The sequence below is a fragment of the Mesorhizobium sp. CAU 1732 genome (assembly GCF_039888675.1).
In the GTDB taxonomy this organism is placed as follows: domain Bacteria; phylum Pseudomonadota; class Alphaproteobacteria; order Rhizobiales; family Rhizobiaceae; genus Aerobium.
In genome coordinates, this window is the sequence record NZ_JBDQQR010000001.1 from 1,977,393 (window position 1) to 1,994,641 (window position 17,249).

Below are 17,249 nucleotides of genomic sequence, written 5' to 3' on the forward strand. Positions count from 1 at the left end.
CGGCTAGGTCACGGCTTGGCACCGGATTTTTTATCTTTCACCCGCTTGTCCGGCTTATGCCGGATTAGCGGAATTTCAGGATGGCCCTCTCGGACGACCATCCGCGTGGGCCTGCGCGCCGGAACGAAGCCTTCGGCCACGAGGGCATCCCAGTACGAGACCTTTCCGGCCCGTTTGTCATCCGTAGGGGCCGTCGGTTTGTTGTCCTTCTCCGTCATGACGCTCCTCTTTGATGAGCAAAGGTATCATACTGCGCCTTCCGGAACACCTGCGTCTTTCATCTGCTGCGTCAACTCCCTGAGGGTGCGGGGCGCAAAACCCGTATCGGGGCAGTCGACCCCGACATCGCGCGAGCGGTAGTAATTCGGCATCTCGCCGTGACAGTGGCCATAAAAGTGCCAGCCACCCTTTCTGATTTTCGGCCACGTCCGGCAGGCGTAATGCGCTAGGAAGACGTGCTGCCCCCCATCCGTGATCTCAAGTTGATGGGCCGGCGGCTGCGCCCACTCCAAGGATGCGATGACCGGGTGAACGAGGTTCGGCCTCTCGCAGTCATGGTTGCCCAACACGAGCATCTTTCGGCCCATGAGCCTCGCGAAGATCGAGCGCACGCGGGCACCATCTTGCAGCCCCATCGAAAAATCGCCGAGATGGAAAACGGTGTCCTCGGGTCGAACTACGGCATTCCAGGCGCGGATTAGGAACTCGTCCATTTCCACTGTGCTGAGAAAGGCCTGGCGCAGGCTGACGGGGACAGCATCAGCGCATGCGAAAAATGGGTGTCTGCGGTGTAGCGGAAAATCATCGGAAGCAATCTCTCGAAAGTGGCGTGGAACCGCGCGTCCGGGACGCGCTGGCGGTATCACATCGCTATTCGTATCGAGAGTTTCTGCATGATCTTCATTCCGGTCCGATCACCGCACACGCGTACGGAAGTTCAAACACAGATATCGGAATCTCCTTCCGACGTCCAGCAATAGCCGAGGTGGGCTGGAGACTGACTGCAGCTAAGCCTGAATTTTAGAACGTTGGTCGACGGATTTCTTAATTGACTGGATGGTGCGTCCAGCAGGGAAAGTGTCGTAGCGGTGGGCAGGCGGCATGCCGCCTGCCCACCCGTTCCAGGGCAAGCGCTTGCAGCGCCTCGTCGACTGGTGCCTTGTGCAGGGTGACCGTTTCAATACCAGAATACGCCTGTCTGCCACATAATCGAAGCGTGTGATTTAGCTGTGCGCGGCAAGACGAGCCGCAGAAGAACGGTTGCAGAACGCACGAAATGAGTGAAAATGCCGTTTGTTCGACCTGATCGGGTCAGGGGCGTGCGGGGGAGAAGAATTGGGGCAACGCCTGCGAGGCGGCTACCAAGCATCATATACCTCGACTTTCCGCATGCGTTTTGAATCATGGTCTCGTGGTCGAGCGGCGCAATCACCTGCGCCTCGTGCGCCAAGAAGAATAGCGGAAGTCGATGAAAAACGAAGCCCTGCTGGAGCTTGTTAAACAGAAGGTTGAAAATCTCCGGCCCAAGCTGCTCGACCTAAGCCGCCGAAATCCGCTGCTGGCGACCAAGCTCTCACCCCGGTCGAACGCGCACATCCGTGCTGTCGACGAGCTCCCCGAAGTTTTGTTTTACAAGTTGAACAACGGACAGACGATGCGTCTCGTCCCTCTGCCGGAGATCGATGCCGACCCGCGGGACGAAGAGACCAAGACGTTTCGCGATGCGCTCGCCAACGCCCGCATCACCGATGACGCTTATCTAGCCGAACTCGATGCGATTGAACGTGACGCTGACGACTATCTCGACCACGCCCGCGCGATCGAGCGCGCGTTGAAGGATCGTATCCGGGTGGATCTCGGTCTTCCGCCTCGGCCCCAAAAGGCCGATGTCAACCTGGCGCAACATGCGCGCAACAACGGCATCACCCCATCATACGAGCTGCCTGATCCCGAGGACGAGTCGGAACACGACCGCCATACAGACGATGATATCCAGACTTTGCTGCTTCCAAAGGATTTGGAGCGCAAGCTTAATAACGTCACTTCCAAATGCCGCACGTGGATTCAGGAAACAGGTATCAACGTGCTGCAAGTGGCCTATGGCTTCCTGGAGTGGTCCGAGCCCAACCAGACGGACACGTCGTACGCGCCTCTGATCCTCTGCGGCGCCCAGATCGAAAAGAAGCGAACGCGGGAAGGCGTCGAGTTCCGAATTTCCGGGACGGGCGAAGAGCCCGAAGTAAATGCCGTCCTGACCGAAAAAATGCGTATCGAGTTCGGTATCGAACTGCCGCCCTTCGAGGGTGCCTCTGTCGAAGACTATCTGGCCACAGTCGCCAAGATCTCCCCGAAGCAGATTGTCTGGCGGGTACGCCGGCAGGTTGCCATTGGTGTTTTCCCTTCGGCGCGGATGGCGATGTATCACGACATCGACCCCTCAAATCCGGCCTTCCCGGACAACGAGATCGTCCGCTCGCTGCTCGGGGGAATGAATTCGGAATCCGCGCTGCCGTTCGCCGAAGAGTACAACGTCGATGAGCCGGATATCGAGCGTTGCGTGCCCTGCGTCGTTCTCGACGCCGACTCGTCGCAGTTCAGCACCCTCGTAGATATTGCGAACGGGAAGAACCTCGCCGTCGAGGGGCCTCCCGGCACCGGGAAATCGCAGACGATCGTGAATGCGATCGCCGCCGCTCTTGCCGAGGGCAAGAAGGTGCTCTTCATCGCAGAGAAGCTTGCCGCGCTGAACGTTGTGCGCTCCCGTCTCGAAGCGGTGGGACTCGGCGAATTCCTGTTGCCACTGCAGGCTGAACGGTCAACGAGGGAGCAGGTCATTGGCTCGGTCCGGTCACGTGTCGAGATGCGACGGCCGGCGGCGATCAGAGATTATGATCGGCAGCTCGAGGAATACAGGCGAATCCGTTCTCAGCTCGCCGAGTACATTGACCTTCTGACTCTGCCGTTCGCCAGCAGCGGTTTGACCATCCACGAGATACTCGGGAAGAGTATCGCCACGAGTCCGTGCCTGGAGGGCATGCCCGCGGAAGTGGTTGCGGAAACCGACATACCGGACAGCTTTCTGAGCTTGGCCGGGATGGGACGTTTGCGAGCGCTGGCGGTTGCTGTGGAGAAAGGAGCGCAGGGCGCCGCGCAGGCGGCTTCGTATTGGAAGTCCACAGGCCTGGTGCATGCGGAACGCTTTACAGTCGAGGAGTCGTGTAATCTCGCCCTGAATTCGGCGCGTGCATACCGGGGCCTCGCCGCGTTAAGGGATGGTCTTTTGGCTCACGGGATCGATCCGCGAACGGACAATGAAACGCTGGAGACTCTGCAGCAGGCCTTGAACGGACTACTGAACTTGCCGAGCGAGCTTCCTCGAGACTTGTTGGTGCGCTTGCTGGATGGCGGAAACCTCGATCGGCTATCCGCTTTTCTTGGCGAATGTGACGCAAGCCTCGAGTCGGAACGTGAGCTGACGGAAATACTCGACGCCGAACTGTCTGGCGAAACCTTGTCGCTGGTGAAGCGCGTTGCGGGAATTTGCGCCGCCGCGTCGCTGGAGACACTGGACCTGGCCGAACTCGAAGCCGAGCTTGGCGAGCGCCGCGAGACGTTGGACAGGGCGAGGGGCCTTGAGGCCGCCATGGCCCCGCTGGTTCGCGCGTGTCCGGAGGCCGCGAACTGGAAGTTCGACAGCATCGCGAAGGCTCACGGGGCGATCGCCAGTGCCGGGCGCGAAGCCCTAATGTGCAGAAACGCCGCGACTGGCGATCCAGCTGCGACGGCGATTCTGAGAAAGCTATGCTCCGAGGGGCGTGCCCTCCAGGCAACCAAGAACGGCCTGGAAAGCCGCGTTTCCCTGAGCGTGGACGCGCCGCTTCAGACGCTGGTGCAGACGATCGCCTCGCTCAGGGCTGGCGGCATCTTCGCATTTTTGTCCGGGGAGTTTCGACAGGCCAAGAAATTGGCCCGATCTCTGTCACTGTCAGACCGCTTCGACAAACGTGATGCCCTCGAGCGGCTCGAAGCCCTCGCATCCTATCGCAGGACCGAGCGGGAGTTCGTCGAGAACCCGCAGGCAATCGCAGTGTTCGGCCTGCACTTCCGGGGCACCGGAACCGACTTCTCGCCATTCGAGCGCCTGACCGAGTTCTACGAGGTGGCCCAATCGATGGCGGGACCAGAACATCGTTCGTTGCGCACGTTCTTGCGCGACGCCGACTTCGACGATCTGGAGCTCGTGCCGCCAATATCCGGGAACGTCCCCGTGGACAGTCTTCAGACCCTGCAGCGCGACCTCGTTGTCGCTCAGAAGGAGATCGACGATCTCGCCGAAGCCTTGGACGCATTGCGGCCGCTGCTCGGGGCGTTCCGTGACCCTGCATCGTTCGATCCCAATGCGCTGCCCGAGCTAGAGACAAGGCTGGAAGCGCTGCTAGTCCACCGAAAGAAGCTCGACGGTGACAAGGCCGTTTCGAAGTTGCTTGGCGGGAAGTTTCAAGGAGCGCGGACGGCGACCGCTTCTCCAGGAAAGGCATGCGCGTGGGCAAGGGAGTCGTTGCCGCTTCGGGAGCAGGTGACCTCGGTCCTGAACACGGGTCGGCCCGCAGAGGCGGCCGAGCATGCCAAGCGCGTGCTTGACGCCGACGTCCGCGCACGAGGCCTGCTGTCCGAGCTGTGCGAGATTTCGCGCATGGATGCACTCCACTTCACGAATGACCGTGACGAGAATGCCATCGCGATGTTCCTGGAGAGCGCGTCCGCTGATCAGGACGGGCTGTTTGCCCATGCTGTGCTGGCGACGGCGCTCGTCGAACTGAAGGGAACAGGAACGTATCCGCTCGTGGCCTATCGAATGCAGGCGGGCGTCCCTGACGGGTTGGCGGCGCAGTTCGAGGCACTGGCAGTACGCAAACTCGCCCGGGCGGTCTATGCCGAACATGGTTCGACGCTTTCGCGCTATCCCGGGAATCGCCTCGACGACCTCCGGGCGAGCTTGGCGAAGCAGGACAGGGAGATCATCAAGATTGCGCGTCAGCAGCTGCGGTGGAAGGTGCACGCTGACGCGAAGCCGCCCTTCGGCAATGGCACCGGAAAAAAGTCCACCTGGACGCAAATGGCGCTGATCGACAACGAGATCAACAAGCAGCAGCGCTTCATCTCCGTCCGCGATCTGACCCAGCGCGCCGGCCGCGCGCTCCTGGAGCTGAAGCCGTGCTGGATGATGTCGCCGCTGGCGGTGGCGCAGTATGTGCCCAAGAATGCGATCACGTTCGACCTGTGCATCATCGACGAGGCATCCCAGATGCCTCCGGAGGCATCGATCGGCGCCCTGCTTCGGTGCAAGCAGACGGTTGTCGTGGGAGACACCAACCAGCTACCTCCGAGCAGCTTCTTCAAGAAAATGATCGACGACGAGGAGGCGGACGAGGACGAGAACGTCCTGAACGAATCCATCCTCGAGATGGCGAACGCTACCTTCCGCCCAGCAAGAAGGCTGCGGTGGCACTATCGCTCGCGCCACTCGGGTCTCATCAAGTTCTCAAACCGCCTCGTCTACGAAGACAACCTCATTGTCTTTCCTTCGGCGACCGAATCCATGGCCCGGATGGGCGTTGAGTTCAGGGCGGTCGACGGCCTCTACAAGGCGGGAACGAACCCGATCGAGGCCCGAACGATCGTCGACGCCGCGCTCGATTTCATGCGCACCGATCCCAACCGCTCCCTGGGCATCGTCACGCTCAACCAGAAGCAACGTGACCTGATCAGCGAGGAGTTCGAGTATGCCCTCGGCCGCGACCGTCACGCGCTGGCTTACGTCGAGGCGTGGAAGGAGAAGCATGACGGGCTGGAAGAGTTCTTCGTCAAGAACCTCGAGAACGTGCAAGGCGACGAACGTGATGTGATGTTCATCGGCACCGTGTACGGGCCGGAGGCGAGGGGCGCTCGGACTGCCCAACGGTTCGGTCCGATCAACGGCCTCGCCGGAAGGCGCCGCCTGAACGTGCTCTTTTCCCGCGCCAAGGAGAAGATCGTCACCTTCTCCTCCATGACCGCTGCCGACATCCTCGCCGAGGAAACGGGTAATGCGGGCGCCCATATGCTGAAGCGCTGGCTGGAATACTGCGCCAGCGGCTTGCTCGACGGCGGCTCGGAAACGCAGCGTGAAGCCGACTCTGAATTTGAAGTGTTCGTAATGGATCAGGTACGGGCCATGGGCTACGAGCCTGTGCCCCAAGTCGGCGTTGCCGGATATTTTGTCGATATCGGCGTCCGGCATCCCGATTGGCCGCATGGGTTTGTGCTCGGGGTCGAGTGCGATGGTGCCAGCTATCACTCGGCTAAATCCGCACGTGACCGTGATCGTCTTCGTCAGGAAGTGCTCGAAGGCCTAGGTTGGCGATTCCACCGTATTTGGTCGACTGACTGGTTCAATAATCCCCGTCGGGAGGCGGAACGCTTGCGCGCGGTTCTGTCGGCTCGGATGGAGGAGCTGAAAGCGCGCGAAGCTGAGTTTGCTGTGCAGCCCGCCCGTCCAGAGCCATCGCCCGTTATCGAGTTGCCCGAACCAATGCCGGATCCTGGACCATCGCTATTCGATCAAATCGGAGCAGAGGTCCTGACGCTGCCGATCGCCAAGTCCACGAATGATCGAGCCATTGAGATCGGCGACACTGTCCGCGTTCGCTATCTGAATGGCGACTGCAAGATCCTGCAGCTCACCATCAGCAAGGCAAAGAGCGACCCCGGCAGCGGGCTCGTGCACTTCGATGCGCCCATCGCCAGAGCTTTGCTTGGCGCGGAGGAGGGTGATGAGGTTGAGGTATTGGCCGGGGCATATGTTCGGCCCGCGGTGGTCGAGAGCATCACGAAGAATGGGACGTAGCTGGTCCAGCCGCCAAACGCCGACTTCGATCTAGCCGGCCGCTTCGTGCTCATCCTCGACAACGACCAGATCATCGAGATTTTCGTCGTATTCATAGGCGACGCCGTTCAGCTGGAGTACGCCTTCGTCCGGTGGCAGTGGAGGAGCCCCATCGGCATGTGCTTCACAGGCCACGTACAGCCACCGATGCTTGTCGCGGAGATTGCCCGGCTTGCCGCAGGTCTCGCAGTATCGGTAGGAACGCGAGTCCGCGAGATTCTCTGCCTTGTCGAGCGCGATCTGGACATCGTCGGTGACGACGCCCTCCGGCATGGCATCAATTCTCAGGCTTCCGTACTTTTGGTAGATGCGCCCGAGACCCAGGCTTGCTCCCAGCGGGAGGGCCCGTCCTACCTCGTCGAAATACTTGTCAAGAACCTGTTCCCATCCCGGTCCGCACTGGAAGTGCTGTCGTTCGGGAATGAGATCAGGATATTTCGTCTTCAAGCGCGGGAAGTCTGTCACAGGCAAGCCTTTCACGTGTGATGTTGACGCGACCGCGGCAGCGGTAGCAAACAGGAGGTGAAGGTTCCGTTCATCCAGAAGGGCAGGGCCTCTAAATCCATCAGCATTGCCCATTGCCGCCCGCCGCAGAGGCTGAAGCCTCAGCCTGTCTGGTTCCTTTCGTCACCACGACGACAATCGACGGAGACGAACGGTCCAGGGAGGTTGCTGTGTCAGAACCGCGCATACATATCAGGAAGTCCCGCACCATGGCGCAGGGCCGGGCGATCTACGAACAGCTTGGATATCCGGGAACGATCTACCGGGTCACCAGGCTCACCATGGTCAACGGACCCTATTCGTACGAGATTTACGGCGCCTGGTTTCCAGAAGCCCAGGTTCTTCACGTGGCCAGGCAGGTTCCGCCTGCGTCCCGCGAACTGAACGGCGTCAAGGCGACGGCGGGCATCGCCGTGTTCGTGCCCTCTACCGAGGAAACTGACGGCCGAGGAATTATCTACCCGCACGTATGGTATCTACGGATCGACGAGCCTGGAGACAGCCTGATGCAGATCGGGGAAGTCTATGCCACCTCTGGTTTAGGCCGCGAGACGGTGCTCGACCACAGTGGGACAGAGTTCCAGGAGCACGCCGCACTCGTGGCATATTCGTCGGAACCGCCAGCAAGGGCCTTCGCGTAGCACTCCGCTGTCGCTTGGCCGCGTGCGCCCTGCAACTAGAAAACTGCCTCATGCCGCTGCCTCCCGAAGCATCCCTATGCGGCGAGGTCGAGATCGGTTGCCTCTTGTCTCGCGATCTCGATCCGCCCCGGGGAACTGATAGCAAACAGAAAATGGAGGATTCGTTCATCAGCGGAGACTGCAAGGCAGGTGAGCCTGCCCGTGGCGTATGCCCCTGTATCGATGCCTATCCGGCAACGCCCGCTCTCCGGTAGGCGAGACGAGGTCGGCGTGTGGCCGTGGACGACAACGTGCGACAGGTCGCCCTCGTATTGGAGGAACGGTTCCCGGATCATCATCATGTCCTTCGGATCCTGTTCCGCGATGGGGCGCGAGGGATCGATCCCCGCGTGAACGTAGGCGAAGCGGCTGTCGACAACGATGGGTGATGAGTTCCGTAGCACATCCACGTGCTGGGCAAAGTTTGCCCTGAAAGCGGCGGCAGTCTCGGCAATGGTGTTTTCGGAGAGGAGGCCGTAGGACTCCAAGGTCACGTAGCCGCCGAGGTTTAGTAGCCACTTCTCGAACCTGGTTTCGTCGACCGCGTCAGCCGTCATGAAATCGAGGAGGTATGCATCATGATTGCCCCGGATCAGCCGCGATCGCGGCCATCTCACCAACGTTTCGCAGACCAGGTTCAGCGCCTGCCTACTCGATGGTCCGCGGTCGACAATGTCCCCGAGGAAGAGCACGCGGGGTTCGCTACCGGATGCGTCCGATTCCTCAGCGATGGCATCGAGGAGCGAGGAGAGAAGGTCGGCACGGCCATGGATGTCGCCTATGGCGTAGGTGGTGTATGTCAACCGGGGAGTCCTTTCAGATTCGTACGTAGCCGCTCCACGGTTAGGCCTTTGTTAACCGAAAGCGCGACCCCACGGGGCATGCTTGAGGCACAAGACCGATCGGGGAAGTGATCAGGCCGATGGCTCGATCACCAGCTAAACAACTTCCGGTCAACCACACCTGCCATTTTGAGGGGTGTTCGCTCTCGGTGCGTTTGTTATTCCAGCGCTCGCAAAGCTGCTCCCTTCAGTACGGCTTCGAATCCGTCGCTGCCTTCCTGATGCTTGGCGAGAGCATGATTGGATGCCTCTTAGGGCGGTAAGAAGCCCTGGTTCCCAACGCCTGGTAGGAGAGCGTCTACGGCCGTCCCCTGAATAATCCAAGACCGTGCCGCCGAGGACTAGCTCCACGGAGCCTTCGAGTTTGATGGTCTAAAGGCTCTTGAAAAATCTCAAGTAATGCTCTAAACAGTGTACATGGCTTTGCCACGGGGTCAGGCTTTACGCCGACCGCCTTAAGGGACCTTCGGGTCCCTTATGTGTTTCTAGGGTTCACCCATTCCTTGTATGGATCATCATAGCAGGAGTACTTAACAGCGATCGTCTCGTCGCCATTGCTTCTCAAGTCGATGATCTGCCCTGCTTCTGACAAACGGTCATGCGCTCGATTTTTTAGGCCAGTTGGGCGGTGACCGAGGGGGTGTAGTACGAGATCGGCCAATTGTAGCATGGGATTGCTTTTCCCATCTGGCCAGATGGTCAGAAGCGTCTCCGTTAGCTCGTCTTTCGTTAAAGGCCTATGCTTCGATGAGTTTGTCGCATCAAAGCCAGTTCCGTTTTTGAGAAGTCCCTTGAAATAATTTTCGATTAGGCGGTCTTCGGTCGCTCCTGTGCGCTCGTAGGCAATGGAGAGTTTCCGGCCGACGAGCCTCGCGTACTTGGCCGCACGCTCGACGGCGATGTCGAAGGCTGTCCGGCACATCTGCCACCGCGAACCTTCGGCGTGCTTCTCATAATATCTATCGCGATAGCCAGGACGGCAGATCACGCAAGCATGGCCTGTAATGCGCTCATCGATGATCAGGGCCTCCAGCTCTTCGAAGAAGCGGTTCTTCCGCTCTTCGTCCTTTTTCAAGAAACCGAATTTTCCCTTTCCTGATCGAATCTTATTTCCGTGCAGTTCCGGTACATCCCAGCGTTGGCAAAACTTAATGGTTGCATCAGACAGCGCCTGGACCGCCTCTGAAGGAACGATTATCCCACCTAGGCCAAAGCTGAATATATGAGCCTCCATAGGTAGGGAGTCACTTGGCTTACACATGGTACGAGTTCCGAAATCGTCCATGAAAAAAGTTAGATGAGGCTGTTCATCGTTCACGGTATTTCTTTCCATTACAAATGCTTTCGGCACTGAGGTCTTGTGACAATTACATCTGCCCGGGTTTACAGATTGTATTGCGTACGAGTCTTTTGGGCGTCGGCAGTGGGCACGTACCACAGAAGCAATTCCTTGGGTGTCCTGCCTACACGAAGCGGCTGTCGACGACGATGACCGAGATCACGGTGAGGAGAAGTCGCGATAGCCACGGAGGATAGCGAAGGCAAAGGAGCGGATGCATCGCCGTGTGCAGGAGTTGATCGAGGATCGGCAGCGACGAACGGCCGATCCGATCCACGCGAGCATCGCAGAGGCGCGAGAAGGGATGCCGGTCGACGAGGCGCTGGAGGCGTCGGTTGGGCCGATCAAGGTGCCGTCTCCGAGGTCGATCCGCCACGGATACCGGCGTGCCTCTCAACACCCCAATACCGAGGTCCCTTTTGCGCGAAAAGCCAGGGTCACGATTCCGCGGTCATTGACAGCCAAGCAGGCTGCAGCAGAAGACAACGTGTCGCTGAACCAACTCCTCTCGGCGTTCATTGCCGACGGTATCGGCCATCGGCGCGCCATCCTATGGGCATTTGCCAGGACCATAGTCGGTTGGTTGCGGAAACTCGTCTGTGTCAAAGACGAAGCCTCCGCAGTCCGCGAGAGCTTGGAATGTGCAGGTGTCGAGAACGATACGCCGCGGAACGATGTCCGCCGGTCTTCGTGTCATCGCCGTTTTCATCCTAGACCAGTCGCTGTTTCGTCCCTTCGCAATTTCGGGCGCCGCAGCGCCCGAAATTGTTGGGTTTCCGACCTAAGCTGGGAGGGTGAGCCAACTTCGTGTGTCGGACGAGCCATCTATCATGACGTAGAGCGAGATAGCGTGACGCGTCAGGCTTCTGCTGCCGAGCGATCAGCTACATCCGCTGGTCGCGCCGCAGGTGTCGCATTTCTCGCAGGTGCCGTTTCTCACCATGGTGAAGTTCTGGCATTCCGAGCAGGAATTGCCCGTATAGCCCTGCATCATCGATTGCTGGCGGCGTTCGGCGGCGAGTGCCTTGGCGGCGGAGGCTTCTTTCGCGGCGGCGTCGGTGAAGAGGGCGGAGGCCGACGACTGCGTTTGCGTCATCTCCTCTTCGAGAGCCACCTCGTCCTCGAACTCCTTCGCGCGTTCCTCATAGTCGCGCTTGAAGGCGGTGGCCTCCTCGCGCAGTTCCGAGACGGTCTGCTTGAGCGCGGTGACGGTCGCGCCGGCCGAGATCGCCCGGATGTTGGAGTTCGACGTCGCGGTCGGCGCGGCGCGAGCAGGGGCGAGGGTCTGGCCGCCCATGCCCTTGGGCTCTGTGGCCGAGACCACCTTGAGCGGCGAGGCGCCACGCGTCAGGCCCTTGGAGAAGGCGGTCGTCTTGCCTTCGGTGATGCCGCGCCCGAGCTGCGTGTTGGAGAAGTCCGACGTGTCGACATGGGCCAGATCGTTGCGGCCGAGATAGGACACGGCGAGCTCGCGGAAGATGTAGTCCAGGATCGACGTCGCGCTCTTGATCGCGTCGTTGCCCTGCACCATGCCGGCCGGCTCGAACTTGGTGAAGGTGAAGGCGTGGACGTATTCCTCCAGCGGCACGCCGTATTGCAGGCCGAGCGAGATCGCGATGGCGAAATTGTTGAGAAGGCCGCGCAGCGTCGCGCCCTCCTTGTTCATGTCGATGAAGATCTCGCCGAGGCGGCCGTCATCATATTCGCCGGTGCGCAGGAAGATGGTGTTGCCGCCGATCTTCGCCTTCTGGGTGTAGCCCTTGCGGCGCGACGGGAGCTTCTCCTGCTCGCGGTAGAGGCGCTCGATGACGCGCTCGACGATCTTTTCGGTGACGATGGCAGCGCGCGCCGCAGCAGGTGCCGCGATCAGCGCTTCCATGACGTCGTCCTCGTCCTCCTCGTCATCGGCGATGAGCGAAGCGTTGAGCGGCTGGGAGAGCTTCGAGCCATCGCGGTAGAGCGCGTTGGCCTTCAGCGCCAGCTTCCACGACAGCATGTAGGCTTCCTTGCAGTCGTCGACGGTCGCCTCGTTGGGCATGTTGATCGTCTTCGAGATCGCGCCCGAGATGAAGGGCTGGGCAGCCGCCATCATGCGGATGTGGCTCTCGACCGAGAGATACCGCTTGCCGATCTTGCCGCACGGATTGGCGCAGTCGAAGACGGGCAGGTGCTCGTCCTTGAGGAACGGTGCGCCCTCCAGCGTCATCGCGCCGCAGACGTGGATGTTGGCGGCTTCGATGTCCTTCTTCGAGAAACCGAGCGCCGGCAGGACCTCGAAGGAGAAGTCGTTGAGCTGCTCGTCGGTGAAGCCGAGCACGTCGCGGCAGAAATCCTCGCCGAGCGTCCACTTGTTGAAGACGAACTTGATGTCGAAGGCGGCAGCCGTCGCGGCGTTGATCGCGGCGATCTTCTCGTCGGTGAAGCCCTTGGCCTTCAGTGTCGAGGGGTTGACGCCCGGCGCCTGGTTGATGTTGCCGTGGCCGACCGCATAGGCCTCGATCTCGGCGATCTGCGCCTCGCCATAGCCGAGCGTGCGCAGCGCTTCCGGCACGGCGCGGTTGATGATCTTGAAGTAGCCGCCGCCGGCGAGCTTCTTGAACTTCACCAGCGCGAAGTCGGGCTCGATGCCGGTGGTGTCGCAATCCATGACGAGGCCGATCGTGCCGGTCGGCGCGATGACGGTCGCCTGCGCATTACGATAGCCATGCTCCTCGCCGAGTTCGATCGCGCGATCCCAGGCCGCACGGGCGTGCGTCACGAGGTCCTTCTGCGAAATGTGGTCAGGCTCGAGCGGAACCGGGTTGACCGCCAGCTTCTCGTAGCCGTCGCGCTCGCCATAGGCGGCGCGGCGATGGTTGCGCATCACGCGCAGCATGTGGTTGGCGTTGCGGTCATAATCGGCGAAGGCGCCGAGCTCGCCCGCCATCTCGGCCGATGTCGCATAGGCGACGCCCGTCATGATCGCGGTGAGTGCGGCGCCGATGCCACGACCCTGATCGGAATCGTAGGGGATGCCGGAGGTCATCAAGAGGCCGCCGATATTGGCGTAGCCGAGGCCGAGCGTGCGGTACTCGTAGGAGAGCCGCGCGATCTCCTTCGACGGGAACTGCGCCATCATGACCGAGATTTCGAGCACGATGGTCCACAGGCGCACGGTGTGCTCGTAGGCCGCGATGTCGATCGTGCCATCCGCATTGCGGTAGGGCAGGAGGTTGATCGAGGCGAGGTTGCAGGCCGTGTCGTCGAGGAACATGTATTCCGAGCACGGGTTGGAGGCGCGGATCGGGCCTGCCGCCGGCGAGGTGTGCCAGTCGTTCATCGTCGTGTTGAAGTGCAGCCCCGGATCGGCCGACGCCCAGGCGGCGTAGCCGATCTTTTCCCACAGCTCGCGGGCCTTGAGCGTCTTCATCACCTTGCCGTCCTTGCGGGCGGTCAGGTTCCAGTCGCCATCGGTCTCGACGGCGCGCAGGAAGTCGTCCTTGAGCGAGACGGAGTTGTTGGAGTTCTGGCCCGAAACCGTGAGGTAGGCCTCCGAATCCCAATCGGTGTCGTAGGTCTTGAAGTCGAGCTGCGTGTAGCCCTGCTTGGCGAACTGGATGACGCGCTTGACGTAGTTCTCCGGCACCGAGTTCTTCTTGGCGGCCTTGATCTCGCGCTTCAGCGCCGGGTTCTTCAGCGGGTCGAAGCAATCGTCATTGTCGCCGTCGCAATTGACGCAGGCCTTCATGATCGCGGCGAGGTGCTGCTTGACAATCTTGGAGCCGGTGACGAGCGAAGCGACCTTCTGCTCCTCGTTCACCTTCCAGTCGATATAGGCCTCGATGTCGGGGTGGTCGGCGTCGACCACGACCATCTTGGCCGCGCGGCGCGTCGTGCCGCCGGACTTGATCGCGCCGGCCGCGCGGTCGCCGATCTTGAGGAAGGACATCAGGCCGGACGAACGCCCGCCGCCCGACAGCTTCTCGCCTTCGCCGCGCAGGAAGGAGAAGTTCGAGCCGGTGCCCGAACCGTATTTGAACAGGCGCGCCTCGCGCACCCACAAATCCATGATGCCGCCCTCGTTGACGAGGTCGTCCTGCACGCCCTGGATGAAGCAGGCATGCGGCTGCGGATGCTCGTAGGCCGACTTGGACTTGGTGAGCTTGCCGGTGAAGGGATCGACATAGTGGTGGCCCTGGCCGGGGCCGTCGATGCCGTAGGCCCAATGCAGGCCGGTGTTGAACCATTGCGGGGAGTTCGGCGCGACGCGCTGCGTGGCGAGCATGTAGGACAGCTCGTCCTTGAAGGTCAGCGCATCGTCCTCGGACGCGAAATACTTGCCCTTCCAGCCCCAATAGGTCCAGGTGCCGGCAAGACGGTCGAAGACCTGACGCGCATCGATCTCGGACGTGTAGCGCTCAGCTTCGGGCAGCTTGGCGAGTTCGGCCTCATCGGCCACGGAGCGCCACAGGAAGGACGGAACGTCGTTTTCCTCGACCTTCTTGAGGCGGGCGGGGACGCCTGCCTTGCGGAAATATTTCTGCGCGAGGATATCGGCGGCGACCTGGCTGAACTGCGCGGGAACGTCGATATCCGCGAGGCGGAAGACCACCGAACCGTCAGGGTTCTTGATCTCGCTCGTGGCCTTACGGAACTCTACCTCTGCGTAGGCCGACTGGCCCGGCTTGGTGAAACGACGATCGATGCGCATCTTCTTTGTCCCTTGGATATCTAAATATAGTGCCTGATGGCCGGGAACGCACGGCGTTCCGCAAAGCCTCCTGACACCAGTCCGCCAATTGCCGCCACCCACCCGTGACGACGCTTTCCCACCTCGGACGCAAACCGGCTTCGCGCGGCTGTCTGGAGCCGTTCGTGCCCTGAATCGCCCTCGGCGGACCCTCTATCTGACGCCTTGTTGTGATTCTCGATGGCGACTCCCCGTCACCATTCCGTCACATTATCTAGTGGTGACTGTGGGCGCAAACACTAAATATAGCGTTAACAAAAGATTTCGCCAAGCCTTCCACCGCGTCCACGGACACCTGTTCGAACGGCGCAGAACGCACCGCTCCCGACCGCGGTGACCGGCGGTCAGACCCCTGAAACGAAAGCAAATCTGGAAAAAACGGCTGGGCTACAAACTTGCCTGCCGCGTCCTCAACAAGGACGCATGGCCCATAAAAGGCGACTCGCACGGAGTCGTCAAGGGATCGTTTCTGTAACTTTTATGACCCCAACATCTTGTGTGAAGGAATGTGGATATCGGGGAGAAACCAAACCAGCATTTGTGCTTTCCACACCCGTTGCCGCGTCAGGCGTTGCGCTTCGCGCTGCTCAGGCAAGCGCGTCCAGAAGCAGGAAGACGCCGGCGGACAGAAGCGCCGAGGCGGGCACGGTCGTCACCCATGCGGTGACGATCGTCGTGACGTGGGCGCGCCGCACCAGCTTGCGCCGCGCGATCTCCTCGCGAGAGATGGGCGGCCCATCGGTCTGAAGATCGCCGGTCTCCTTGTCCTCGTCGTCTTCGACGGTTGCCTGCGATGCCCGCTCCGCACGCCGCCGCTCGGCCTTGCGCTCCAGATAGGCGCGGCGACGCGGCGAATTGGCGGTGTACCATTCACGGAAGAAGCCGACGCCGAAAACGGCACCGACCGCGATGTGAGTCGAACTGACCGGCAGGCCGAACCAGGATGCGACGATGACCGTGACGGCCGCAGACAGCGCGACGCAGAAGGCGCGCATCGGGTTGAGCTTGGTGATCTGCTCGCCGACCATGCGAATGAGTTTCGGTCCGAACAGGACAAGGCCGATCGAGATGCCGAACGCGCCGATCACCATCACCCAGAGCGGGATCGTCACGGTCGCGGAGAGGCCGTCGCCGGATGCCGCATGGACGATCGCGGCGAGCGGGCCGACCGCGTTGGCGACGTCATTTGCGCCATGCGCGAAGGAGAGGAGGGCGGCCGAGCAGATCAGGGGGAGATGGAACAGCGTGCGCAGCGACTGGTTGCGGTTTTCCAGATGTTCCGACTGCCGCCGGACGCCGACCCTGGCGATTCCCCAGACGAGCAGGAAGCTGCCGACGCCGAGAATCGTCAGATGCAGGTCCGAGAGATGGATGACGCGCCTCAAGCCCTTGGTGGCGAGATAGACCGCGAAGGAACCCGCCATCACCGCGACGAGCAGCGGCACCCAGCGCCGCGCGGCGGCGATCTTGTCGTCCTGATAGATGATCGCGGCCTTGATGAAGGCGAGGCAGACCGCCGCCGCGATACCGCCCAGCAATGGCGAAATGACCCAGCTCGCGGCAATGCCGCTCATCATGGACCAGTTGATCGCACCGAGGCCGGCAGCGGCGACACCCGACCCGACAACGCCGCCCACCACCGCATGCGTGGTGGATACCGGCGCTCCGATCCAGGTGGCGAGATGCACCCACAGCGCCGATGAGACCAAAGCGGCCAGCATGAGCCGGATGAAGGCGTCGGGGGTGGCTACCGCTGACGGCGCGACGATGCCGCTCGAAATCGTCGTGATGACGTCGCCGCCGGCGATCAACGCGCCGGCACTTTCGAACACGGCCGCAATCGCCAGCGCCCCGCCCATCGTCAGCGCCTTCGCGCCGACGGCGGGACCGACATTGTTGGCGACGTCGTTCGCGCCGATGTTGAGCGCCATATAGCCGCCGACAGCGGCGGCCGCGACGATGATCACGGCGCGCGGCTCACCGATGGCGAAGAACGAGGCGACGATGGCCGAAAGCGCCAGGAACAGAAGTGCGAGGCCAGGACCGACGAGGCTGCGCGCGACGAAGCTCGTCGCCTCCTCGACATGGACGAGCTTGTCGAGGTCCTTGTCGAGCGTGTTCTTGCGGGCTTCGGCGGTCGTGTCGGCCATGGAAATCCTGCCATTCGATGCGGCGCCGGGAAAGGCGGTCGGACAGACGACTAGGAAACGCTCGGGCGGATCACAAGCGA

At 61.2% G+C, this 17,249-nt stretch carries 10 protein-coding genes; 2 read left to right on the forward strand and 8 right to left on the reverse strand.

The window, feature by feature from the left end; translation table 11 throughout:
- Window positions 1–8: 8 nt before the first annotated feature.
- Both AAFN55_RS09645 and AAFN55_RS09650 read right to left on the reverse strand, forming a co-directional pair.
- Complete coding sequence (locus AAFN55_RS09645; RefSeq protein WP_347798631.1) at window positions 9–218, reverse strand: hypothetical protein; 210 nt, start codon at window positions 216–218, stop codon at window positions 9–11.
- A gap of 27 nt (window positions 219–245) precedes the next feature.
- Window positions 246–713: a metallophosphoesterase gene (locus tag AAFN55_RS09650; RefSeq protein ID WP_347798632.1), complete on the reverse strand. Its 468-nt coding sequence runs from the start codon at window positions 711–713 to the stop codon at window positions 246–248.
- Between the two features lie 755 nt (window positions 714–1,468).
- On the opposite strand from AAFN55_RS09650, the gene AAFN55_RS09655 reads away from it, so the two are divergent.
- Window positions 1,469–6,886 (forward strand): DUF4011 domain-containing protein, encoded by a 5,418-nt coding sequence (locus AAFN55_RS09655; protein WP_347798633.1) that lies wholly within the window; start codon window positions 1,469–1,471, stop codon window positions 6,884–6,886.
- A gap of 30 nt (window positions 6,887–6,916) precedes the next feature.
- On the opposite strand, the gene AAFN55_RS09660 is transcribed toward AAFN55_RS09655, so the two are convergent.
- The gene (locus AAFN55_RS09660; protein WP_347798634.1) at window positions 6,917–7,504 is read right to left on the reverse strand and encodes a hypothetical protein; all 588 of its coding nucleotides are present in this window, start codon (window positions 7,502–7,504) and stop codon (window positions 6,917–6,919) included.
- 134 nt (window positions 7,505–7,638) lie between these two features.
- Between AAFN55_RS09660 and AAFN55_RS09665 the strand changes: the two genes are divergently transcribed.
- Window positions 7,639–8,070 (forward strand): hypothetical protein, encoded by a 432-nt coding sequence (locus AAFN55_RS09665; protein WP_347798635.1) that lies wholly within the window; start codon window positions 7,639–7,641, stop codon window positions 8,068–8,070.
- A gap of 74 nt (window positions 8,071–8,144) precedes the next feature.
- Here AAFN55_RS09665 and AAFN55_RS09670 read toward each other — a convergent pair whose 3' ends face one another.
- From AAFN55_RS09670 to AAFN55_RS09690, 5 genes are all read right to left on the reverse strand, one after another.
- Window positions 8,145–8,912: a metallophosphoesterase family protein gene (locus AAFN55_RS09670; RefSeq protein ID WP_347798636.1), complete on the reverse strand. Its 768-nt coding sequence runs from the start codon at window positions 8,910–8,912 to the stop codon at window positions 8,145–8,147.
- Between the two features lie 514 nt (window positions 8,913–9,426).
- The gene (locus AAFN55_RS09675; RefSeq protein ID WP_347798637.1) at window positions 9,427–10,269 is read right to left on the reverse strand and encodes a DUF3800 domain-containing protein; all 843 of its coding nucleotides are present in this window, start codon (window positions 10,267–10,269) and stop codon (window positions 9,427–9,429) included.
- Between the two features lie 145 nt (window positions 10,270–10,414).
- On the reverse strand, window positions 10,415–10,567 hold the full coding sequence (locus AAFN55_RS09680; RefSeq protein ID WP_347798638.1) for a hypothetical protein: 153 nt from the start codon (window positions 10,565–10,567) through the stop codon (window positions 10,415–10,417).
- A 603-nt stretch (window positions 10,568–11,170) separates the two neighbouring features.
- Complete coding sequence (locus AAFN55_RS09685; protein ID WP_347798639.1) at window positions 11,171–14,980, reverse strand: vitamin B12-dependent ribonucleotide reductase; 3,810 nt, start codon at window positions 14,978–14,980, stop codon at window positions 11,171–11,173.
- Between the two features lie 626 nt (window positions 14,981–15,606).
- Entirely contained in the window at window positions 15,607–17,169 is a 1,563-nt protein-coding gene (locus AAFN55_RS09690) for an inorganic phosphate transporter (RefSeq protein ID WP_347798640.1), read from the reverse strand.
- Window positions 17,170–17,249 lie beyond the last annotated feature (80 nt).